The following is a 19,756-nucleotide window of genomic DNA, read 5'->3' as shown; positions in this document are numbered from 1 at the left end:
CCTCAGGCCTGTTGGCGATAGTGGTATTCGCCGACAATCTCCATCCCCAGCGCCTGATAGAGCCCGTTGGCCCCGGCATTCGCCTTGGTGCAGATCACGCTAAGGGTCTCAGCGCCATTGTCCAGCGCCCAGAAGGCCGCAGCGCGCATCGCCCATGCGCCCATGCCCTGACGGCGGTGGTCGGGCAAGATTTCCAGCGCGTGGACCATGGCGATACCGTCATGGATGGCCACGAACCCGGCCCCGGCGGGCTGATCGTTGCGGCGGATCAGCAAGCCCGTCTTCGGCCCTGGCGCGCGGTGCATGATGGCCAGCCGTTCGGGCCCGATGCCGCCCTGCGCCCAGACCTCGCGCATGATGGCCAGCGGTTCCCAGACGTTGAACACGGTGACGCGCGGCAGGGGCGTGTCGGTCAGATGCGCTGCTGGGCAGGTATAAATGTTGACCGGATCAAGGATGTCATAGCCGCGCGCGGCAAGCTGCGTGTCCAGCGCCTCATCCCCCGGCCAGAGGCAAAAGAGGTGTTTCTGTCCCATCGCCTGCATCGCGGCCTCGGCGGCGGTGATATCGGCGTCCGTCACGTCGCCGATCCGGCTGGCGGCAGACACGCGCGATCCTCCGCCCTGCCCGCGCCGCAGCCGGAAAGGCCCCAGCCTGTCATACCCGGCGGCCGGCCATGTGCCGTCGACGATGGCGGGCCAGTCGATGTTCAAAGCGCAAGCTCTTTGGCAAGGCGGGTGATGGCGGCGTCGATGCGCCCGCCTTCGGTGCCGCGCACGACCACGTTGGCTCCGAACACGCCGTTCAGTTGAAACGGGTAGCAGCCGATGGACAGATCCGCGAAATCCTCGGCCAGCGCGGCCAGGGTGGCGGCGATATCGCCCTCGCCCCGGTCGACGCGCAGGGTCTGCGACATAAGAGGGCGGCCGCCGGTCAGCGCAGGCAAAACGCTGGCGACCATGGCGCGGAACACCGAGGGCACCCCGGCCATCACATGCACATTGCCCAGCGTAAAGCCCGGCGCGGTCGAGACCGGATTATCGATCAGCGCCGCCCCCTCGGGGATGCGCGCCATGCGCAGGCGCGCGGCGTTCAGCTCCAACCCGGATTTGTCGTAATGCGCCTCAAGCAGCGCGCGGGCATCAGCGCGCACGTCAATATGCGCACCAAAGGCGCGGGCGATGCAATCGGCAGTGATATCGTCATGGGTGGGCCCGATGCCACCGCTGGTGAAGACGTGATCATGGGCGGCGGACAGCGCCTTGACCGCCCCTTCGATCGCCGAGGCATCATCGCTGACGATGCGGACCTCTTTCAGGTCGATGCCGTGTTTGGTCAGCTCTCCGGCAAGGTAGTGCATGTTGGCGTCGCGGGTGCGGCCCGACAGGATCTCATCCCCGATCACCAGCATGGATGCGGTTGGATTGGCCATGGCGCGCCCTCCCTCTTGATCGGCCCTTGGGGCAGGTATAGGCCCTTGGCCATGCGATTTGAAACCCCCCTTGTCCCCGCCCGCCTGATCCGCCGCTATAAACGCTTTCTGGCCGATTGCACGCTGGAGGACGGGCGCGGGGTCACCGCCCATTGCGCCAATCCGGGCTCGATGATGGGGCTGGCGGAACCGGGCGAGAAAATCTGGCTGGAGCCCAATGACGATCCGAAGAAAAAGCTGAAATACGGCTGGCGGCTGGTCGATCATGAGAACGGGCATTTCACCGGGGTCGATACTTCGCTGCCGAACCGGGCGCTGCGGGCGGCGCTGATGGCGCGCGACATCCCCGAACTGGCCGCTTATGAAACCGTCCGCCCCGAGGTGAAATACGGTGAAAACAGCCGCATCGACTTCCTGCTGACCCAACCGGGCCTGCCGGATGCTTATGTCGAGGTCAAAAGCGTGACGCTGTCGCGCCAGCCCGGTCTGGCCGAGTTTCCCGACAGCGTGACAGCGCGCGGCACCAAACATCTGGGTGAGTTGGCGGCCATGGCGGCGCAGGGGCATCGAGCGGTGATGCTGTATCTGGTGCAGCGCACCGATTGCGACCGGTTCGCGCTGGCTGCGGATATTGATCCGGCCTATGCGGCGGCGTTTGAGGCGGCCAAGGGGGTTGAGCGGCTGATTGTCGGCACCAAGATCACCCCCGAGGGCGTCTGGGCCGATCCTGCCCGGCGTTGGCGGGCAGATTAGGCAGGGTCAGTCGACAAAGTGAAATTTGCCCAGAAACACGCCCGATTTCGGGCTTTGGCCGCGATAGGTTCCTCCTGCGGTTTGCGCCACGACAGCGCATAACTCGCGCCCTTGCCTGAAATTGGCCCAGCGGCTGCAGATCTTGTCGCCGTCCAGCCACCAAACACCGGTGTCGCGGCCCAGCCGGGGGATCGAGACTTCGAAACCACCGTCAGGATCGAAGACCGCCGTGCCGGTATAGTGAAACCGTTCAAACGCAATCCCGCGACGCTCGGCCAGAAGCGACGCAAGCTGGGGGCCCGACAGCGGGGTCGCCTCGTCCCGGCAAGCGGTCAGGACGATCAGCAACAGCAGCGCGACCCGTTTCGACATCTGTTTTTCCTGCATCCGTTGGGCGACATGACCGCACACTACCGCAAAGCGCGGGCGGCCAAAGCTTGAACCCGGCCAGTTCAACGCCATTTGAACGGTCGAAAACCGCACCCTCTGGAACTTTCTGCACAAGCAGCGTAAAAGGAGCGCTGCGCGCAACATTTGGAGCTTAGCGTCGATGAAAGAGCATCGTGGCCGTCTGACCAAGGACGGTATCCGCATTTACGAACAGGGTGACTTTGCAGGTATGCACGCTGCAGGGGCTTTGGCGGCGCGGATATTGGATGACATTGCCGATCATGTGTTTGTGGGCCAGACCACGGGCGCGATCGACGGGTTGATCACGCAGATGGTCGAGGATGCGGGCGCAGAGTCGGCTACCATCGGTTACAAAGGTTACAAGCACGCCAGCTGTATCAGCGTGAACCATGTGGTCTGCCACGGCATTCCCGGCGACAAAAAGCTGAAGGATGGCGATATCCTGAATATCGACGTCACCGTCATCGTCGATGGCTGGTTCGGCGACACCTCGCGCATGTATGTGGCGGGCAAGCTGCCCCGCAAGGCCGAGCGGTTGATTCAGGTGACCCATGACGCGCTGTTCAAGGGCATCGAGATGGTCAAGCCGGGCAATACGTTCGGCGATATCGGCCACGCCATTCAGGCTTATGTCGAGGCGCACCGGATGAGCGTTGTGCGCGATTTCTGCGGCCACGGGCTGGGCCGGGTGTTCCATGCGCCACCGAATGTGCTGCATTACGGGCGTCCGGGCACCGGTGCGGTTCTGGAAGAGGGCATGTTCTTCACCATCGAGCCGATGGTTAATCTGGGGCGTCCTGAAACCAAGACGCTGGCCGATGACTGGACCGCCGTGACCCGCGACAAATCGCTGTCGGCGCAGTTTGAGCATTCGGTGGGTGTAACGGCAGATGGGGTCGAGATTTTCACCCTGTCACCGGGCGGCAAATATCACCCGACCTATTCCTCCTGATCCTGCGCCTGATCGCGCAGCAGTTTCAGCAGCAATGTCTCATCCCGCCACGGGATCACCGCGTCATGGATGAACACCGGCGCGCGCATCGGCTTGGGCGGCGGCCCGGTGGTGGTGTCCGTATCCTTGGCAAAGGTCCAGAGCGGGGGTGAGATGGCGCGGTCCATGGCCGGACCTTACCATGTTTCGCGCTCAGAGTCCCAAAAGCCCGGGCACTTGTGACATATCCGTGAAGACCTCGGCCCCCAGCGCGGCCAGACGCGCGCCGTCGTCATGGGCGGCATAGGCCAAGCAGCGCATATCGGCCCGGATCGCGGCGGTGACGCCGTTTTCGCTGTCTTCGACCACCACAGGGTTCTGCGCGCCGAAATGCTGCGCGGCGGTCAGGAACAGAGTGGGTTCGGGCTTGCCAGTGCCCAGTTCATGGGCCGAGAACATCACGTCCTTGAACCGGTCCCACAGACCGTTCTGGCCAAGGGTGATCTGCATTTTTTCGGGTCGGCCGTTCGAGGCGACACAATAGGGGATGCCCTGCGCGTCCAGTTGCGCCAGCAGGTCGGGAATGCCGTCGACCAGCGGCGTGCCTGCGCGCAGGGCCGTATAGATTTCCGCATAAATCTGCTCGGTCCAGTCATCGGGCAGATCGGCCCCCAGCGCCCGCGCCTTGTCGCGCACGCCGGTCATGGTTCCGCCGACAAACAGCGCCATGCATTCGGAAAGGCTGAGGTGCAGGCCATAGCGGGCGAAATTGTCGACCATGACCTGATTGGACAGAACCTCGCTGTCGACCAGAACGCCGTCGCAATCGAAGATCACCAGATCATGCATTCGGATCGTCCTTCCACATCAACGAGATATGCGTGTCGCCATATTTGCGCGTATCGCTCAGCGTGAACCCGTCGGGCGCGGCCATGGGGGCGTTTTCTTCCCAGACGATCAGGGCGTCATCCGCCAGCCAGCCGCCGGACAGCGCGGCGAGGGCTTTCTGGCCCAGCGCCTTGCCGTAAGGCGGGTCGAGGAAGATCAGATCATAGGGCGCGCCGGGGTTGTCGCCTAGTCGGGTGGCATCGCGGCGGATCAGGTCGGTGCGGGTCTTGCTGCCGGTCAGGTCGATGTTCTTGCGGATCAGACCCTGCGCCACGCGCCCGTCATCGACAAAGGTGACATGCGCCGCGCCGCGCGACAGCGCCTCGAGCCCCAACGCGCCGGTGCCTGCGAACAGGTCCAGAACGCGCAGACCGTCAAAGTCGATCTGGTGGCTGAGCACATTGAACAGGCTTTCGCGCACCCGGTCCGTGGTGGGGCGCAGATGTGCGCCCGCGTCGCCTTTACCCACCGAGGCCAGCGCCCGACCCCGGAACTCTCCGGCGATGATCCTCACGCTTTGAGAAGCGGTTTGAGGTCCGCATCCGGATCGGCGACCACCGCCGGATCTGCGGTTTTTCCCGCGTCGATCAGGCGCTTGCCAACCATATAGGCGCGCGGGTCGTTCATCGCGTCCACGGCAATGAGCTGATCGCCCTTGTAGTACCAGAAGGACACCGTTGCGCCCTGCCCCTTGCGGGTTACGACGCGGTCATACCCGGTGTTCAGGCCCGCGATCTGCAGCTTGACGTCATACTGATCCGACCAGAACCATGGCGTCGCCACATAGTCCTTGGCCGCGCCCAGCATGTTCTGCGCCACGATCTCGGCCTGATCGATGGCGTTGGGCACGCTTTCCAGACGGATGCGCCCCTCGCCATGCGGGAAGGACGCGCAATCGCCTGCCGCCCAGATCGAGGGGTCCGAGGTGCGGCCATGGGCGTCGGTCTTGATACCGTTATCCAGCTCCAGACCCGCCATCTCGGCCAGTTGGGTCGCGGGCGCGATGCCCACGCCGACAATGACGAAATCCACCGCCAGTTCAGCGCCATCCGTCAGAACGGCCCCCGTCACATGGCTATCTTCCCCGATCAGATGATCCAGCCCGACCCCTTCGCGGATGTCTGCGCCGTATTCGGTATGCAGCGCGCGGAAATAATCGCTGGTCTCGGGGGCTGCGACCCGTTGCAGGATACGCTCGGCCATCTCGACCAGAGTGACCTTGACCCCGCGCTTGGCACAGACGGCTGCGGCCTCAAGCCCGATGTAACCGCCGCCCACGATCAGCGCGCGCGCGCCATCAACCACGCGCGGCTCCATCTCGTCGATATGGGCCAGATCGCGGACCACATGGACGCCCTCCAGATCGCCGCCGATCGCCGCAGGCAGACGGCGCGGGTCGGACCCTGTGGTCAGGGCCAGTTCGTCATATGAGATGACCTCATTGCCCAGCGAAACCGTCCTGGCCTGCGGGTCGATGCCGGTGACGCGCTGACCCAAACGCAGGGTGATGTCGTTCTCGGCATAAAAGCTTTCGGGCCGCAGGAACAGGCGGTCCAGCTCCATCTCGCCCAGCAGATAGGCCTTGGACAGCGGCGGGCGCTGATAGGGCAGATGCGGCTCGGCCCCGATCAGGGTGATGTCACCCGCGAACCCGTCCTTGCGCAGCCGCGCCACCAGCGAGGCCCCGGCCTGTCCGGCCCCGATCACGACAATATGGCTCATGTTTCACCCGCTCTGCAGAATTCACGTGGTCACTTTGTTTCGACCACCTATATTGCGGCCAAGCCCCAATCTGCAAATCCAATCGACAGGAGCATAAAAATGATTTCAACAGGTGACACTCTGCCCGACGCCACGCTGATCCAGATGGGTGCAGAAGGCCCCGAGGAGGTTCGGGTTTCGGACAAGACCAAAGGGCGCAAGGTGGTGATCTTTGCTGTACCCGGTGCGTTTACCGGAACCTGCACAACCGCTCATGTTCCAAGCTTCATGCGCACCAAGGACCAGTTCGATGCCAAGGGTGTAGAGGAGATCATCTGTATCTCGGTCAATGATCCGTTCGTAATGGGAGCGTGGGGGGAAAGCACCGGTGCAACAGCCGCCGGGTTGACCATGCTGGCCGATGCCGCGTCTGAATTCACCAAGGCCGTCGGCATGGATTTCGACGCCCCGCCCGTAGGGCTGATCGCGCGGTCCAAACGCTATGCGATGCTGGTCGAGGACGGCAAGGTCGTGGCGCTCAACCTCGAAGACAACCCCGGCGCCTGCGAGATTTCGGCGGGCGAAGGGCTGCTGGACGTGATCTGAGCCGCCTTGGCGGACAACCCGAGGCGCATTTAACTTGATGCCCTGCCCCGATGGGCCAATACTTGGCCCGTCCAACCCCGGGAGGTCACCGATGCGCCTGACACTGCTTACCTTGCTACTTGGCAGCGCGGGGGCGCTAGCCGCCTGCGGCCCTGCCCCCACCCCGCAGCAGCAGGCCGCGCGCCAGCACGAGATCGCCTGCCTCAGCGGCACATTGGGCGGGGCGCTGATCGGCGGGGCCATCGGCAACCAGTTCGGCGGCGGATCGGGCAAGACCATCCTGACCGCAGCGGGCGCGGCGGCCGGCGGTGTCTCGGGCCAGCGCTACGCGTGCTGAGGAGGGGGTAAGATGAAGACAGCATGTATCGCAATCGCAGCCGTCGCCTTTGCCGGGATCGCCTGTGCCGAAAGTGTCTCGGAACTGCACGAGGCCGAGTTGAAGAATATCGACAGCAACAATGACGGGTTCCTGTCGAAAGACGAGTTCAATGCCTTCTCGGATTACGCCTTTCAGGCGATGGATGAGGACAAGAACGGCACTCTGGGCCTGAACGAGGCCAAGCCGTTTTTGGACATCAGGCAGTTTCAGGCGGTTGACCGGAACGGCGACAGCCTTATTTCAAAGGCAGAATATGCCGCCCAGATGCAGAAAGATTTTGAAGCGGCAGATCAGGATGGCAATGGCCGGTTAGATTAGCACCCGGCCCGAACATGCAGGAGGCATCATGCGGATTTGGATCGGTTTGGGGGCGTTGGCGGTACTGGCGGCCTGTGATGTGCCGCAATCACCGGTGGTGACGGGCCCCGACGGGCAGGCACGCATTCAGATCAACACCAGCGGGCTGACCTGTTACGAGACGCGCTGTCTGGACATCAACCCGGCCAGGCGCAGCGTCCGGTCCATCGGCAACCGCACGATCCGCATCCCGGGCAATATCGACGTCAGCAGCGGCACCGTCACGGTGGCCGAGTTCAAACAGCTTGGGACTGCGGCCCTGCTGGCCGGTGGCGTGGGATCACAAAGCGACCGGGGCTAGATCAGACTGTCCATCTTTCGCGCCAGCTTCGCGTCCAGCGCCGACAGGCCGCCCACGTCATGGGTCGACAGCGTCACTTGAACCGTGCGGTAGACGTTGGACCATTCCGGGTGGTGGTTCCATTTCTCGGCAAAGATCGCCACCTGGGTCATCCAGCCGAAGGCCTGTACGAAATCCTCGAAGATGAAGGTCTTGGTGATCGCGTCGCGGTCCTCGACCATGGTCCAGCCATTTCTGAACAGCGGGTCCAGCAGCGGGCCGCGGGTCTCGGTCGACAGAAGTTCGGTCATTGCTGTTCCTCCGGGTTCGATTTCCTGAACGGGCCGTAATCCGTCAGGATTTCAATCTCTTCTCCCACCGCGTGGGCCTCGGCGTCCAGAAATTTCTGGACCGCGTCAGCAAAACCCGGATCACCGACCCAATGCAAGCTATGCGTGCGCGTCGGCAGATAGCCGCGCGCCAGCTTGTGTTCGCCCTGCGCCCCGGCCTCGACCCGGGCCAGCCCTTCGGCAATGGCAAAATCGATCGCCCGATAATAGCACAGTTCGAAATGCAGGCAGGGATGGTGTTCGACGCAGCCCCAATAACGACCATAGAGCGCCTCGCGCCCGATGAAGTTCAGCGCCCCGGCAATGGCATATCCGTTGCGCTCGGCCAGTACCAATGCCATGTCGTCGGCCATAGTTTCCTGAGCGATATCAAAGAATTGCCGCGTCAGGTACGGCGCCCCCCATTTGCGAGCGCCGGTGTCTTGATAGAAGCGCCAGAACGCATCCCAGTGCTCGGGGCGCAGATCGTCGCCGGTGATGGTGCGAATCTGGCCGCCGAAATCGCAGGCCTGCGCGCGTTCCTTGCGGATATTCTTGCGTTTGCGCGAGGACAGAGCGGCCAGAAACCCGTCAAAATCCGCATAACCGTCGTTAAGCCAGTGGAATTGCTGTGAATGCCGCACCATCAGGCCCATCTGCTCGCCGGCCAGCGCCTCGGCCTCGGTGCAGAAGGTGGCGTGCAGGGACGAGATGCGGTTTTCAGCGGCCAGTTGCACCGCCCCCTGCACCAGCGCCGACAGGCCCGTCACGTCGTACCCGGGCCGGACCAGAAACCGCCGCCCCGTCGCCGGCGTAAACGGCACGGCGATCTGCAGCTTTGGGTAATATCGCCCGCCCGCGTTCTCATAGGCATGGGCCCAGCTGTGATCGAAGATGTATTCGCCCTGCGAATGCGATTTCGCATACATCGGGGCCGCGGCAATCAGCATCCCGTCCAGATAGGCGGTCAGATATTGCGGCTGCCAGCCGGTGCCGCGCCCGACCGAGCCGCTTTCCTCCAGCGCCCACAGGAACCGATGCGTGGTGAAGGGATCCAGCGGCCGCCCGCCATCCGCGGCCTCGGGGCAGGCGCAGCTGTCCCAGTCGCTCGCCGGGATTTGCGAGAGCGATGTCAGAACCCGAACCTCGATCTGTGACTGATCCATGTGCCCTCCGCGCCTGACCTTTATCTGTGATCAGGCGCGCCGGGATCAAGCGGGATGTGCGGCCATGTAGCCTTCGAAGGTCACATTGTCGGCAACCTTGCGCGCCTGCGCCTCTTGTTCGGGCGAACGGATGGTCCAGCACAGGATCGGTGCGCCCTGCGCCTTGATCTCGGACACACGGGGGCGGGTCAGATCGGCGGCCTCATGGCTGATGAAACTGGCCTTGGCGCGGTCGAAATCGGGGATGGTGCGCAGGTGATCGCAAATCTCGGTGGGCAGCAGTTCCACCTTTGGATCATAAGAACAGGTGACAAGCCCGCGCGGCAGGTCCGGCGCGATCCGCGCCAGTTCAACCACCGAGTTGGGATTGAACGACATCAGCGCCACCGGACCGTCATAGCCCTGCAAGGCACGCACAGTATCCGCTTCGAGTACGCCGACATTGAGACCCATCGCGCCGTCCTGATCCTTGAGTTCGATCAGCAGGGGCACGCGGCCGGCGACAAGGTCCAGCACCTCGTCCAGAGTCGGGATGCCTTCGCCGTCGGATTGCAGCAAAGTCAGCGCCTGCGCCTGTGCGGCGGTGATCTGCTGGATCGGGCCGGGCTGGTCGGTCAGACGTCGCAGGTCATAGTCGTGAAACACCATCGCACGACCGTCCGAGGTGAGCTGCAGGTCGATCTCGATCCCGTAACCGGCGTCGATGGCGGCGCGAATGGCGGCCCGGCTGTTCTCGGGTCGCTGATCGGTAATATCGTGCAGCGCCCGATGGGCTATCGGGCGCTGCAGGAATTCAGAAGGCAGGGGCGGCGTCATTGAACCTCGAAGATACCTTCGATTTCGACCGCAACACCCAGAGGCAGCGAGGCCGCGCTGACGGCGGAACGCGAATGACGACCGGCGTCGCCCAGTGCTTCGACAAGGAAATCGGATGCGCCGTTGATCACCTGCGGCTGCGCGGTGAAATCGGCGGTCGAGTTCACGAATCCGGTCAACTTGATCACGCGCACCAGCTTATCGATATCGCCGCCACAGGCCGCTTTGACCTGCGCCAGCAAGTTGATGGCGCAGACCTTGGCCGCCGCAGCGCCAGCCTCCACATCCATGTCATCGCCCAGCTTGCCGGTGATCAGTTCACCGGCCATGGAAATCTGACCCGAGACATAGACGATGTTGCCGATCCGCACGAAGGGCACGTAGTTCGCCGCAGGGGCGGGCGCGTCCGGCAGGGTGATGCCGAGGCTGTCGAGTTTTGCTGCAAAGCTCATGAATAAGGTCTCCCACTTTTTGACTTTGCGCGGACGCTAACCGGGAACGGCGGGTTCGGAAAGCAGGAAAGCGGTATTTTTCCGATTGCCCGCGATCTGGGCACCTCTCCTCTTATTCAGGATGTGTTGATATCGTGTCACTTTACCCGGCCCTATCGGCTGGGGTAGATGCGAGTTGTTGTTTCAAATCGCGCGCGAACGGTCTATGTCGGACCAATTGCAGCGCAAAGACCGCAAAGGCCCGTATTGATTGAAGGCCCGGCCCCACCACCGGGTAGTTTTTTGGAGTACCGAAGACCGTGCCACGCCCCATTCGCCTGACGCATCTGATTATTCTGGCCGCCATGACGGTCCTGTCCGCCTGCGCCTCGCAGCCGCAGGACGCCGCCGCGCGGGGTGAGATTTTCGACCCCTACGAGAATGCCAACCGCGGTGTTCACAAGTTCAATCTGGGCGTCGACCGGTTCCTGTTCCGCCCGGCCTCGAAAGGCTATGTGAAGATCGTGCCCGATCCGATGGTCACCAGCTTCAGCACCTTTGCCGAGAATATTTCCCTGCCCGGTCAGGCCGTTGACTATCTGCTGCAGGGCAATCCCAAGCAGATGGGCAACGCGCTGCTGCGTTTTGTCGTCAACATGACCGTGGGCGGTTTTGGCCTGTCGGCCCCGGCGGATGAGCTGAACCTGCCGCCCGTCGATACCGATTTCGGCGAAACCCTGCATGTCTGGGGTTTTGGCGAAGGAGCCTATGTCGAACTGCCCTTCTATGGCCCCTCGACCACTCGCGATGCGGTCGGCGTGATCGTGAATCTGTTCTCGAACCCGATCAATTTCAGCCCCACCCGGCCTGCGGACAATCTGGGTGTTTATGCCGAGGTGGTGCGACGCATGGGCGACCGGGGTCGGTTCTCGGATACGGTCGACTCGATTCTCTATGAAAGCGCAGACAGTTACGCTCAGGCGCGCACGATCTACCTGCAAAACCGCCGCTTTGAACTGGCACGGGACGATGAGGATGCTTATCTGGGACTGTATGACGACCCCTATGCCAATACCGGGACCGACCCTGTCAGGGACCCTTTCCTAGACCCCTACGAGGACCCCTATGCCGAGTAATCTGATGCACCGCCGCCAGTTTGTCACCGCCGCCCTGACCGGGCTGACCGCAGCGGCCCTGCCCCTGCCCGCCTTTGCGCTGACCGAAGCGGGGGCGACGCAGCTGGTCAATTCCGTGGTGTCGGATATCACCCGGGTGATCGAATCCGGCAAATCCGAAAAGGCCATGCTGCGCGATTTTCAAAAGATCTTTGTGCAATATGGCGACGTGCCGATCATGGCGCGCTATGCGCTGGGTGTCGAAGCCCGCAGCGCATCACCCGCCCAGATGCGCCAGTTCACCAAGGCCTTCGAGGGCTATATCTCGCGCAAATACGGCCGCCGCTTCCGCGAGTTCATCGGCGGCGAGGTCACGGTACGCACCGCCCGCAAGATCAAGGCAGGCTACGAGGTGCGCACCTCGGTCAAACTGCGCGGCTCGTCGCCCTTCGAGGTGACGTTCCTGGTGTCGGACAAATCCGGCAAGGGCAAGTTCTTCAATATGTTCATCGAGGGCGTGAACCTGCTGCTGACCGAACGCACCGAGATCGGCGCAATGCTGGACGCCCGCGGCGGCGATCTGAACCGTCTGATCAAGGATCTGGACAAGGTCGGCTAAAGCAGCCACCATCCCGCCTATGCGCCGCCGCCCGACCCGTTCGTGCGGCGGTGTTTCGTCTGGCCGCCGGGCTTGCGCGCAATCTGGCTGACATAGGACATATAGCCAAAAAACCTGCTGGCTGCGACGCGCGCCCGGGCTTCGGCTTTCAATGCCTCAGCCGTTTCACGTTGCAAAAGCCCGGTTTCAGCCATGTGATCTGCACCCCGGTCGATGACGGTGCGAAAATACGCCGCTTCACCCTCCGCGACATAGCCATGCCCTCGACGGCGACCCAACTGAAATCCGGAGTGCGACAACATTCCGCCAATCTGACGCATGATCCAAAGGTTGGTTACATTCTGATTGATCATGAAACGGACAAGCTGATCCAGCGGGTCAAAATCCGCGATCTGCGTGGTCGCCGTATCATAATCCCCGTCACAGATCGCCAGCACTCCGCCCGGTTTCAATATGCGATACGCCTCGCCCACAACATCTTCGGGGCCCGGAACATGGCACAACAGGGTATGGGCCAGAACAAGGTCGACCGAATTGTCTGCAAGCCCGGTAGACTTGGCATCGCCGGTTTCAAAAGCAAGTCGACTGTCGCTGGCAAAGCTGTTCTTGGCGCGCTCTACCATGACCGGTGAAGGTTCCAGCCCGAGGGCACGTTCTGCACCCGCCAGCGTGAGCAACTCGTTTGTGACATGGCCGGTTCCTGATCCTAGCTCAACGGCAAAAGCACCATCTGGCAGGTTCAGATCGCCCAGATAACTGGCCCTGATTTCCACCTGTGCCGGTTCCAGACAGCGCGCTTCCATCGCATCTGCGATCCGCTCTTGAACAGCGACATCCTGAGCGGCCAGATCAGAGTATGGATCGGACATAGCGTGCCTCCCTCGCCTGTCACAAGCTAGCACACTCTTGCTTTTTCGGCCAGATTCGAGGGGTCACCGACGTGGCCCGCAGCACGTGATTTGGGGTGCGGGCCTGCCGGGTTTCAATTCAACCGCTCGCCCGTTTCCTTGGCGAAATACGACACCTTGCTCATGTCGAACGCCAGATTCAGCATCTGACCCGCCTGGGCGCTGGTTTCGGCGTGCAGACGCGCGGTGACCTGTTTGCCGCCCAGTTCCGAGACCACATAGGTATCCGCCCCGGCGGGTTCGACCATATCGACCATGCAGGCGGCCTCTTGCACGCCTGCGCCGGCGCGAAAGCCGGCCTCGGCGATATCTTCGGGGCGCAGGCCGAGGATGACGTCCTGCGGCAAGCTGGGCGCGCGGGTGTCGGTCAGCACGATGGTGTCACCGGTTTCGCGCGCGATCGAGATTTGCGTGCTTGACCCGTTGCTGGACGCCGTGGCCGGGATCAGGTTCATCGCCGGCGAGCCCATGAAATCGGCCACGAACAGGTTGGCTGGATTGTTGTAGATCTCGGCCGGGCTGCCGATCTGCTGCACGATCCCGCCTTTCAGCACGACGATCTTGGTGGCCAGCGTCATCGCCTCGATCTGGTCGTGGGTGACATAGACGATCGAGGCATCCAGCGTCTGATGCAGCTTCTTGATCTCGGTCCGCATCTCGACCCGCAGCTTGGCGTCGAGGTTCGACAGCGGCTCGTCAAACAGGAACAGCTTGGGGTCGCGCACCAGCGCCCGGCCCATCGCCACCCGCTGACGCTGACCGCCCGACAACTGGCTGGGGCGACGGTTCAGCAACTGTTCGATCTGCAGCAGCGAGGCGACCTCGTTCAGCTTGGCCTCTTGCGTGGCGGGATCGACGCCGCGCACTTTCATGCCGAAGGTGATGTTCTTGGCCACCGACATGGTCGGGTACAGGGCGTAGGACTGGAACACCATGGCGATGTCGCGATCCTTGGGGCTGATATGGGTCATGTCCTTGCCGCCGATGGCCAGCGTGCCGCCGGTGATCGGCTCCAGCCCCGCGATACAGTTCAGCAGGGTGGATTTACCGCAGCCCGAAGGGCCGACCAGAACCAGAAAGTCGCCCGGCTCGATCGAGATGTTGATGTCCTTCAGAATTTCGACATTGCCGTAATTCTTGTAAAGGTTGTTGATGTCGAGAATAGGAGCCATGGGTCTTATCCCTTCACTGAACCGGCGGTCAGGCCGCGGATGAAATACTTACCGGCGACGACATAGACGAGCAGCGTCGGCAGGCCCGCGATGATCGCGGCGGCCATGTCGACGTTGTATTCTTTGACGCCGGTGGTTGAGTTTACGATGTTGTTGAGCGCCACGGTCACGGGCTGCGTTCCGGCCTCGCTGAAGGACACGCCGAACAGGAAGTCGTTCCAGATCTGCGTGAACTGCCAGATCACGGTCACCACGATGATGGGCAGCGACAGCGGCAGGAAGATCGACCAGAAAATCCGCATGAACCCGGCCCCGTCGACGCGGGCGGCTTTGACCAGCTCGACCGGGATGGTCACGTAATAGTTGCGGAAAAACAGCGTGGTGAAGCCAAGGCCATAGACCACATGCACGAAGATCAGGCCCGGGATGGTGCCTGCAATCTCCATCAGGCCCAGCACGCGGGCCATGGGCAGCAGGACGACCTGAAACGGAATGAAGCAGCCAAACAGCATCAGCGAAAAGATGATGTTGGCCCCTTTGAACCGCCACTGAGCCACCACATAGCCGTTCAGCGCGCCCAGCAGGGTCGAGATGGCCACCGCAGGCACCGCGATCAGGACCGAGTTCCAGAAATAGGGCCGCAGACCCTCGCACTGGATACCGGTGCAAGCGCTGGACCATGCGGTTTTCCAGGCCTCGAAACTGACCTCTCGCGGCAGCGACATCAGCGATCCGGTGCGGATCTCTTCGAGGCTTTTGAGCGAGGTCGTGAGCATCACGAACAGCGGCATGAGGTAATACAGAGCAAACAGGCCCAGCATCACGTAAAGCAGCCAGCGCAGAGCGATTTTGCTTGTGGCGCTTTGGGTGCGGGTTTCGCTTTGGGGCATCGACAGATCAGTCATTTTTCGCCCTCAATTCTGAGTAGAGATAAGGAACCACGATGGCAAAGACGACCAGCATCATGATCATCGCGGACGAGGCCGCCTGACCGATATCGCCGCGCGAAAACGCCATGGCGTACATATACGTGGCAGGCAGATCGGTCGCGTAACCCGGACCGCCGCCTGTCAGGGCGATGACCAGATCGAAGCTTTTGATCGCCAGATGCGCCAGAACGATGAAGGCCGACAGGAAGATCGGGGCCATCGAGGGGATGATGATCGCCGTATAGATGCGCCATGTGGGGATCCCATCGACCTGGGCGGCCTTGATGATTTCTCCGTCCACCGACCGCAGACCGGCCAGAAACAGCGCCATCACGAAGCCCGAGCTTTGCCAGATCGCGGCAATCACGATGGTGTAGATCGCGTAGTCCGGGTTCACCAGCCAGTCGAATTCGAAATTCGGGAAGCCCCAGCCCTGCACCATGGCCTCGATCCCCAGACCGGGGTTCAGAATCCACTTCCACGCAGTACCGGTCACGATCATCGACAGCGCCATCGGATACAGGTAGATCGTGCGGATCGCCCCTTCGACGCGGATTTTCTGATCCAGCAGGATGGCCAGCAGCAAACCCAGCAGCATCGCGATCACGATGAACAGCGCGCCAAACAGGTACAGGTTGTTGATCGCCGTATCCCAGCGGGGCGAGTCAAACAGGCGTTCATATTGGATGAAGCCCTTGATCTCGTATTTCGGCAATAGTTTCGATCGGGTCAGCGACACCCATGCAGTCCATCCGATAAATCCGTAGACAAAGATCAATACGGCGATGAACGACGGCGCCAGCACCACCTTGGGCAGGTGGTTTTCCAGCCATTCAGACATTTCAGCCTCCGGGGAAAGATGCTCTGCCCCTTTTGCGGGGCAGAGCAGGTTGGATCAGTAGCTGTTGGCCACTGCGTCCGCCAGTTGCTGAACTGCGTCAGCCGAGGACATATCCGAGTTGAAATGCGCGGTCACAACATCGGTGATCGCACCGGCCTGCGCACCGCGCAGGGCCATGCCGTGGGCATAGGACGGCAGCAGCGAACCGGCCGCCGAGGTGGTTCCCATGTCTTCTGCCGAGACCTGCGCGCAGATGTCGAACTTGTCCAGTGCGACATCGGTCCGTGCCGGGATCGAGCCTTTGTTGAGGTTGAACACCTCTTGGAAGTTCGGGCCGACGATCAGCTTGGCCAGCAGTTCTTGACCGGCGCGGTTGTCGTCGCCTTCCACTTCGAACATGGCAAAGCTGTCGACGTTATAAAGATAGCCGTCACCGGGGGTCGAGGCGCACAGGAAGTCCTCGCCCGGCTTCTTGCCAGCAGCCAGGAACTCACCCTTGGCCCAGTCACCCATGATCTGGAACGCGGCTTCGCCGTTCATCACCATGGCGGTGGCAAGGTTCCAGTCACGGCCCGAGAAGTTTTCGTCCACATGACCCCGCAGGACCCGCATCTGGTCAAAGACCTGCACCATCGTGTCCGAGGTCAGCGCTTCGGGGTCGAGATCGACAAACGCCTTCTGATAGAACTCAGGTCCACCCAGACCCAGGGCAACTGCTTCGAACACGGTCGCGTCCTGCCACGCCTGACCGCCATGGGCCAGCGGGATCACACCGGCGGCCTGCAGCTTCTCGGCAGCGGCGTTGAACTCGTCCCATGTGGTTGGCATTTCGATGTCATTGGCGGCCAGAATGTCGGCATTGGCCCAGATCCAGTCAATGCGGTGGACGTTGACCGGGGCTGCGCACCATGTGCCTTCACATTTCATGTGACCGGCGATCGAAGCGGGAAGAACATCCGCCCAGCCTTCAGCCTCGGCCACGCCGGAGATATCTGCCAGAACGCCTTCTTCGTACCATTCCTGAATCGCAGGGCCTTTCAGCTGAACTGCGGTGGGTGCATTACCGGCCAGAACACGGGCGCGCAAAGCGGTCATCGCGGCATCACCGCCACCACCAGCAACCGGCATATCGGTCCATGTGCCACCGTTCGAGGCGAACTCTTCCTGCAGAACGCCAACCGCCTTGGCCTCGCCGCCGGATGTCCACCAGTGCAGAACCTCGGCCTGCGGCTCGGCCACAACGGACGACCCCGCCGCGACGGCCAGTGTCGAAACGGTGGCAAATGCAAAACGCTTCATAATCAGTCTCCTCCCTGAGAACTCAGATGCCGCCTTCGGGCAGCGATGCGGGTTATTCTGCGGCTCGAACGCCCGCTGGCAACGCGAAATCAGGGGCAAGGCGCGCACGGGGCGGAAATTTTCAACAGTTTTGTTACCGCGTGTTACGTTGGCCTTGAATCCGTTTCCATTCGTTACAAACGAGGACAACGGAGAGGGATGAGGAGGACAGGCAGAGTGGGCATTCCCCGGCTTCTGGTGGTGGACGACGATTCGGAGATGCGGTCGATGATGACCCAGTTCTTTCAACAGAACGGGTGCATCGCCTTGCCTGCCAGTTCGGAACACGAGATACGTTCTCACCTGACCTCGGGCCGGATCGACCTGATCCTGCTGGATGTGATGCTGGGGGATGAGAACGGCGTCGAAATCTGCGCCCGGCTGCGGCGGGAACAGGATGTGCCGATCATCTTGGTTTCGGCCCTGTCGGCGGATCACCAGCGCATGGCGGGCTATGAGGTCGGCGCGGATGATTACATCGCCAAGCCCTTCAACCCGCAGCTTCTGCTGGCCCGCGTCCGGGCGGTGATGCAGCGGGCACAGCGCACGCCCTCTCTGGCCTATCGCCGCCGCACCCGGACCTTTCGGTTCAACGGCTGGCTCTATGACGGCAAACGCGACGAGGTGCATTCGCCCGAGGGGTTTCAGGTGGCGCTGTCGCAACGGGAATCCGCGCTGTTGAAGGTGTTGCTGGCCAACCCCCATATCCCGCTGACCCGGGATGAGATCGCTGCCGCGCTGGACGTCACCGGCGCGACCGACAAACCCGAGGCGCAGGGCCGCGCCATCGACATGCTGGTCGGGCGGCTGCGGTCCAAGATCGAGGCCAACCCCAAAGACCCGCAGATGCTGCGCACCGAACGCGGGGTCGGCTATGTCTTTACCGCCGACGTCACGGTGGACGAAAACGAATGACCCTGCGCCTGCGTAGCCTTGGCTGGCTCTGGACCCTGTCCGCCTTTGCCGCCGGTCTGCTGTCTTCCGGGATGTGGTTTGCCTCGGCCGAAGCCTGGAACCGGTATCTGACGCAGTCTTTCGTGGCCGGGTTCGCGGTTTACGAAGAGTTGCGCACCGGCATGGCCCCGCCGCCCGGCCTTGTGATCACACCGCTGGACGCCGAGGCCGCCGCGCTGGCGGATACGGGCGCGTTTCAGCAGATGCCGGGCTTTGCGGGCCGCCGCTTTGTCACCAACCTGTCGATCCTGACCGATAGCTCCGCGCCGCTCGGCGGGCGCGAACTGACGCTGGCGGTGCTGTCGGATCGTCTGGTCTATCCGGTGTCGGACATCGTCTCGGGCAGCGATCAGACGGACCCCGAGAAGATGGGCAATCTGACCCGCCTGCTGGCCACCTATTGCAGCGAGCCGATCCTGATCGCGCGGTTCGGACGCGGTGCGTGGCAACAGGTCGACGGGACGCAGATCTGGGGCTGCGGCGCCGCACCGACCGACCTGCGGCTGCCGGCCATCCTGATGGGGATCGTGGCGCTGGCGGTGCTGCTAACCTCGGTCGGCAATGTCTCGGACAGTTTCACGCGGTTTGCCCACGCCCTGCGCGATCGCAAACGCCGGGGCGGGCCGCAAAGCTATGACGCGGACGGCCCGGAAGAGTTGCGCGATATCGTGTCTGCGGTGAACGACCACCTTGAGGCCGAGCGGGCGCAACTGGAAAAGCGCGCCATCGTTCTGTCGGGGGTCAGCCACGATCTGGGCACACCCGCCACCCGCGTCCGCCTGCGCGCGGCGCTGATCCCCGATGCCGAGCTGCGCGAAAAGCTTGAGGCCGACGTGGATCAGATGACCGGCATGATCGAAAGCGTGCTGACCTATACCCGATCCGAGCTGAGCGTCGAGGACCCGCGCCAGATTTCCCTGACCTCGTTGGTTGAATCGCTGGTGGCCGACTATCAGGATATGGACCGCCCGGTGACGCTGAAAGCCGTCGATCCGGTGGCGGTCGAGGGCGCGCCATCGCTGTTCATGTCGCGCCGGGGCCATGGTTCCCTGCCCGAGACGCGGCGCATTCTGGTGATGGGACGCCCGATCTCGCTGAGGCGGGCGCTGACCAACCTGGTCGACAACGCCCTGAAATACGGACGCCGCGCCGAGCTTGCTTTGGAAACCGATGCGCAAACCGCCACGATCATTGTCGAGGACAAAGGCACCGACCTGTCCGTCGCCGATATCGAGGCGCTGCTGGCCCCGTTTCAGCGCGGTTCGAACACCGGCTCATCAGACGGGTTCGGGCTGGGGCTGACCATCGCCAGCACCGTCGCCGAACAACATGGCGGCACGCTCAGCTTCGAGGCCGGGGATCAGGGTCTGCGCGCGCGGTTGCAGATCACCCGGCACTAA

The 19,756-nt window shown here is 62.6% G+C and carries 26 protein-coding genes; 10 read left to right on the top strand and 16 right to left on the bottom strand.

The features are described 5' to 3' along the window. Window positions 1–2 precede the first annotated feature (2 nt). Window positions 3–713 carry a GNAT family N-acetyltransferase gene (locus ACR1XV_RS08595; RefSeq protein ID WP_480530274.1) on the bottom strand — a complete coding sequence of 237 codons (711 nt, stop codon included), beginning with the start codon at window positions 711–713 and terminating at the stop codon, window positions 3–5. After that, window positions 710–1,432 (bottom strand): competence/damage-inducible protein A, encoded by a 723-nt coding sequence (locus tag ACR1XV_RS08590; RefSeq protein WP_480530272.1) that lies wholly within the window; start codon window positions 1,430–1,432, stop codon window positions 710–712. The genes ACR1XV_RS08595 and ACR1XV_RS08590 overlap by 4 nt, the downstream gene beginning before the upstream one ends. Before the next feature lie 51 nt (window positions 1,433–1,483). Here ACR1XV_RS08590 and sfsA point away from each other — a divergent pair, with 51 nt between their 5' ends. After that, window positions 1,484–2,185 carry a DNA/RNA nuclease SfsA gene (sfsA, locus tag ACR1XV_RS08585; protein WP_480530270.1) on the top strand — a complete coding sequence of 234 codons (702 nt, stop codon included), beginning with the start codon at window positions 1,484–1,486 and terminating at the stop codon, window positions 2,183–2,185. 6 nt (window positions 2,186–2,191) lie between these two features. Here the strand turns inward: sfsA and ACR1XV_RS08580 are convergent, their stop codons facing one another. Beyond that, the gene (locus ACR1XV_RS08580; RefSeq protein WP_480530268.1) at window positions 2,192–2,557 is read right to left on the bottom strand and encodes a hypothetical protein; all 366 of its coding nucleotides are present in this window, start codon (window positions 2,555–2,557) and stop codon (window positions 2,192–2,194) included. A 178-nt stretch (window positions 2,558–2,735) separates the two neighbouring features. On the opposite strand from ACR1XV_RS08580, the gene map reads away from it, so the two are divergent. Next, the gene (map, locus tag ACR1XV_RS08575) at window positions 2,736–3,548 is read left to right on the top strand and encodes a type I methionyl aminopeptidase (protein ID WP_480530266.1); all 813 of its coding nucleotides are present in this window, start codon (window positions 2,736–2,738) and stop codon (window positions 3,546–3,548) included. Here the strand turns inward: map and ACR1XV_RS08570 are convergent. Genes ACR1XV_RS08570 through ACR1XV_RS08555 form a run of 4 tightly spaced genes read right to left on the bottom strand, consistent with a single transcriptional unit; the run spans window position 3,536 to window position 6,137 of the window. Further along, window positions 3,536–3,715, bottom strand: coding sequence for a hypothetical protein (locus ACR1XV_RS08570; RefSeq protein WP_480530264.1), 180 nt, complete (start codon window positions 3,713–3,715; stop codon window positions 3,536–3,538). The genes map and ACR1XV_RS08570 overlap by 13 nt on opposite strands. A gap of 25 nt (window positions 3,716–3,740) precedes the next feature. Then, a complete protein-coding gene (locus ACR1XV_RS08565) occupies window positions 3,741–4,376 on the bottom strand; it encodes an HAD family hydrolase (RefSeq protein WP_480530262.1) in 636 nt (211 codons plus the stop codon). Beyond that, the gene (rsmD, locus tag ACR1XV_RS08560) at window positions 4,369–4,929 is read right to left on the bottom strand and encodes a 16S rRNA (guanine(966)-N(2))-methyltransferase RsmD (RefSeq protein ID WP_480530260.1); all 561 of its coding nucleotides are present in this window, start codon (window positions 4,927–4,929) and stop codon (window positions 4,369–4,371) included. The genes ACR1XV_RS08565 and rsmD overlap by 8 nt, the downstream gene beginning before the upstream one ends. Beyond that, complete coding sequence (locus tag ACR1XV_RS08555; protein WP_480530258.1) at window positions 4,926–6,137, bottom strand: NAD(P)/FAD-dependent oxidoreductase; 1,212 nt, start codon at window positions 6,135–6,137, stop codon at window positions 4,926–4,928. Before ACR1XV_RS08555 ends, rsmD begins: the two co-directional genes overlap by 4 nt. 99 nt (window positions 6,138–6,236) lie before the next feature. Here ACR1XV_RS08555 and ACR1XV_RS08550 point away from each other — a divergent pair, with 99 nt between their 5' ends. The 4 genes from ACR1XV_RS08550 (at window position 6,237) to ACR1XV_RS08535 (ending at window position 7,759) form a co-directional block, all read left to right on the top strand. Continuing rightward, on the top strand, window positions 6,237–6,722 hold the full coding sequence (locus tag ACR1XV_RS08550; protein ID WP_480530256.1) for a redoxin family protein: 486 nt from the start codon (window positions 6,237–6,239) through the stop codon (window positions 6,720–6,722). Window positions 6,723–6,834: 112 nt separating this feature from the next. After that, window positions 6,835–7,059, top strand: a complete 225-nt coding sequence (locus ACR1XV_RS08545) for a glycine zipper 2TM domain-containing protein (protein ID WP_480530254.1) — start codon at window positions 6,835–6,837, stop codon at window positions 7,057–7,059. A 12-nt stretch (window positions 7,060–7,071) separates the two neighbouring features. Then, a complete protein-coding gene (locus tag ACR1XV_RS08540) occupies window positions 7,072–7,419 on the top strand; it encodes an EF-hand domain-containing protein (protein ID WP_480530252.1) in 348 nt (115 codons plus the stop codon). A gap of 28 nt (window positions 7,420–7,447) precedes the next feature. Then, window positions 7,448–7,759, top strand: a complete 312-nt coding sequence (locus ACR1XV_RS08535) for a hypothetical protein (protein WP_480530250.1) — start codon at window positions 7,448–7,450, stop codon at window positions 7,757–7,759. Here ACR1XV_RS08535 and ACR1XV_RS08530 read toward each other — a convergent pair. From ACR1XV_RS08530 to ACR1XV_RS08515, 4 genes are read right to left on the bottom strand one after another with little or no spacing between them, the layout of a single operon-like run. Continuing rightward, on the bottom strand, window positions 7,756–8,049 hold the full coding sequence (locus tag ACR1XV_RS08530) for a 4a-hydroxytetrahydrobiopterin dehydratase (protein ID WP_480530249.1): 294 nt from the start codon (window positions 8,047–8,049) through the stop codon (window positions 7,756–7,758). The genes ACR1XV_RS08535 and ACR1XV_RS08530 overlap by 4 nt on opposite strands. Further along, window positions 8,046–9,233 carry a GNAT family N-acetyltransferase gene (locus ACR1XV_RS08525; RefSeq protein ID WP_480530247.1) on the bottom strand — a complete coding sequence of 396 codons (1,188 nt, stop codon included), beginning with the start codon at window positions 9,231–9,233 and terminating at the stop codon, window positions 8,046–8,048. The genes ACR1XV_RS08530 and ACR1XV_RS08525 overlap by 4 nt, the downstream gene beginning before the upstream one ends. Window positions 9,234–9,278: 45 nt before the next feature. Then, window positions 9,279–10,049, bottom strand: a complete 771-nt coding sequence (locus ACR1XV_RS08520; RefSeq protein ID WP_480530245.1) for a glycerophosphodiester phosphodiesterase family protein — start codon at window positions 10,047–10,049, stop codon at window positions 9,279–9,281. Then, window positions 10,046–10,501, bottom strand: a complete 456-nt coding sequence (locus tag ACR1XV_RS08515; RefSeq protein ID WP_480530243.1) for a RidA family protein — start codon at window positions 10,499–10,501, stop codon at window positions 10,046–10,048. Before ACR1XV_RS08515 ends, ACR1XV_RS08520 begins: the two co-directional genes overlap by 4 nt. Before the next feature lie 299 nt (window positions 10,502–10,800). Between ACR1XV_RS08515 and ACR1XV_RS08510 the strand changes: the two genes are divergently transcribed. After that, a complete protein-coding gene (locus ACR1XV_RS08510; RefSeq protein WP_480530241.1) occupies window positions 10,801–11,616 on the top strand; it encodes an MlaA family lipoprotein in 816 nt (271 codons plus the stop codon). Continuing rightward, window positions 11,606–12,214 carry an MlaC/ttg2D family ABC transporter substrate-binding protein gene (locus ACR1XV_RS08505; protein ID WP_480530239.1) on the top strand — a complete coding sequence of 203 codons (609 nt, stop codon included), beginning with the start codon at window positions 11,606–11,608 and terminating at the stop codon, window positions 12,212–12,214. Before ACR1XV_RS08510 ends, ACR1XV_RS08505 begins: the two co-directional genes overlap by 11 nt. A gap of 17 nt (window positions 12,215–12,231) precedes the next feature. Here the strand turns inward: ACR1XV_RS08505 and ACR1XV_RS08500 are convergent, their stop codons facing one another. The 5 genes from ACR1XV_RS08500 to ACR1XV_RS08480 form a co-directional block, all read right to left on the bottom strand. Continuing rightward, a complete protein-coding gene (locus ACR1XV_RS08500) occupies window positions 12,232–13,083 on the bottom strand; it encodes a methyltransferase domain-containing protein (protein ID WP_480530237.1) in 852 nt (283 codons plus the stop codon). A 113-nt stretch (window positions 13,084–13,196) separates the two neighbouring features. Then, window positions 13,197–14,294: an ABC transporter ATP-binding protein gene (locus tag ACR1XV_RS08495; protein ID WP_480530235.1), complete on the bottom strand. Its 1,098-nt coding sequence runs from the start codon at window positions 14,292–14,294 to the stop codon at window positions 13,197–13,199. Window positions 14,295–14,299: 5 nt separating this feature from the next. Then, window positions 14,300–15,199 carry a carbohydrate ABC transporter permease gene (locus tag ACR1XV_RS08490; RefSeq protein WP_480530233.1) on the bottom strand — a complete coding sequence of 300 codons (900 nt, stop codon included), beginning with the start codon at window positions 15,197–15,199 and terminating at the stop codon, window positions 14,300–14,302. After that, window positions 15,192–16,064: a carbohydrate ABC transporter permease gene (locus ACR1XV_RS08485; RefSeq protein ID WP_480530231.1), complete on the bottom strand. Its 873-nt coding sequence runs from the start codon at window positions 16,062–16,064 to the stop codon at window positions 15,192–15,194. Before ACR1XV_RS08485 ends, ACR1XV_RS08490 begins: the two co-directional genes overlap by 8 nt. 54 nt (window positions 16,065–16,118) lie before the next feature. Next, on the bottom strand, window positions 16,119–17,363 hold the full coding sequence (locus tag ACR1XV_RS08480; protein ID WP_480530229.1) for an ABC transporter substrate-binding protein: 1,245 nt from the start codon (window positions 17,361–17,363) through the stop codon (window positions 16,119–16,121). Between the two features lie 216 nt (window positions 17,364–17,579). Between ACR1XV_RS08480 and ACR1XV_RS08475 the strand changes: the two genes are divergently transcribed. Together ACR1XV_RS08475 and ACR1XV_RS08470 are read left to right on the top strand one after the other, a co-directional pair. Next, window positions 17,580–18,317: a response regulator transcription factor gene (locus tag ACR1XV_RS08475; protein ID WP_480530227.1), complete on the top strand. Its 738-nt coding sequence runs from the start codon at window positions 17,580–17,582 to the stop codon at window positions 18,315–18,317. Next, window positions 18,314–19,756: a sensor histidine kinase gene (locus tag ACR1XV_RS08470; protein WP_480530225.1), complete on the top strand. Its 1,443-nt coding sequence runs from the start codon at window positions 18,314–18,316 to the stop codon at window positions 19,754–19,756. Before ACR1XV_RS08475 ends, ACR1XV_RS08470 begins: the two co-directional genes overlap by 4 nt.

It is taken from the genome of Ruegeria sp. AD2(2025), from assembly GCF_056542385.1.
The sequence above is the reverse complement of the archived record's forward strand: the minus strand, read 5'-3'. Positions and strand labels throughout refer to the sequence as shown.

Bases quoted from the DNA above. Each gene is read 5' to 3' on its own strand.
- ACR1XV_RS08590 (WP_480530272.1), bottom strand. From the start codon at position 1,432: ATGGCCAATCCAACCGCATCCATGCTGGTGATCGGGGATGAGATCCTG.
- sfsA (WP_480530270.1), top strand. From the start codon at position 1,484: ATGCGATTTGAAACCCCCCTTGTCCCCGCCCGCCTGATCCGCCGCTAT.
- ACR1XV_RS08580 (WP_480530268.1), bottom strand. From the start codon at position 2,557: ATGTCGAAACGGGTCGCGCTGCTGTTGCTGATCGTCCTGACCGCTTGC.
- map (WP_480530266.1), top strand. From the start codon at position 2,736: ATGAAAGAGCATCGTGGCCGTCTGACCAAGGACGGTATCCGCATTTAC.
- ACR1XV_RS08570 (WP_480530264.1), bottom strand. From the start codon at position 3,715: ATGGACCGCGCCATCTCACCCCCGCTCTGGACCTTTGCCAAGGATACG.
- ACR1XV_RS08565 (WP_480530262.1), bottom strand. From the start codon at position 4,376: ATGCATGATCTGGTGATCTTCGATTGCGACGGCGTTCTGGTCGACAGC.
- ACR1XV_RS08555 (WP_480530258.1), bottom strand. From the start codon at position 6,137: ATGAGCCATATTGTCGTGATCGGGGCCGGACAGGCCGGGGCCTCGCTG.
- ACR1XV_RS08550 (WP_480530256.1), top strand. From the start codon at position 6,237: ATGATTTCAACAGGTGACACTCTGCCCGACGCCACGCTGATCCAGATG.
- ACR1XV_RS08540 (WP_480530252.1), top strand. From the start codon at position 7,072: ATGAAGACAGCATGTATCGCAATCGCAGCCGTCGCCTTTGCCGGGATC.
- ACR1XV_RS08535 (WP_480530250.1), top strand. From the start codon at position 7,448: ATGCGGATTTGGATCGGTTTGGGGGCGTTGGCGGTACTGGCGGCCTGT.
- ACR1XV_RS08530 (WP_480530249.1), bottom strand. From the start codon at position 8,049: ATGACCGAACTTCTGTCGACCGAGACCCGCGGCCCGCTGCTGGACCCG.
- ACR1XV_RS08525 (WP_480530247.1), bottom strand. From the start codon at position 9,233: ATGGATCAGTCACAGATCGAGGTTCGGGTTCTGACATCGCTCTCGCAA.
- ACR1XV_RS08520 (WP_480530245.1), bottom strand. From the start codon at position 10,049: ATGACGCCGCCCCTGCCTTCTGAATTCCTGCAGCGCCCGATAGCCCAT.
- ACR1XV_RS08515 (WP_480530243.1), bottom strand. From the start codon at position 10,501: ATGAGCTTTGCAGCAAAACTCGACAGCCTCGGCATCACCCTGCCGGAC.
- ACR1XV_RS08505 (WP_480530239.1), top strand. From the start codon at position 11,606: ATGCCGAGTAATCTGATGCACCGCCGCCAGTTTGTCACCGCCGCCCTG.
- ACR1XV_RS08500 (WP_480530237.1), bottom strand. From the start codon at position 13,083: ATGTCCGATCCATACTCTGATCTGGCCGCTCAGGATGTCGCTGTTCAA.
- ACR1XV_RS08495 (WP_480530235.1), bottom strand. From the start codon at position 14,294: ATGGCTCCTATTCTCGACATCAACAACCTTTACAAGAATTACGGCAAT.
- ACR1XV_RS08490 (WP_480530233.1), bottom strand. From the start codon at position 15,199: ATGACTGATCTGTCGATGCCCCAAAGCGAAACCCGCACCCAAAGCGCC.
- ACR1XV_RS08485 (WP_480530231.1), bottom strand. From the start codon at position 16,064: ATGTCTGAATGGCTGGAAAACCACCTGCCCAAGGTGGTGCTGGCGCCG.
- ACR1XV_RS08480 (WP_480530229.1), bottom strand. From the start codon at position 17,363: ATGAAGCGTTTTGCATTTGCCACCGTTTCGACACTGGCCGTCGCGGCG.
- ACR1XV_RS08470 (WP_480530225.1), top strand. From the start codon at position 18,314: ATGACCCTGCGCCTGCGTAGCCTTGGCTGGCTCTGGACCCTGTCCGCC.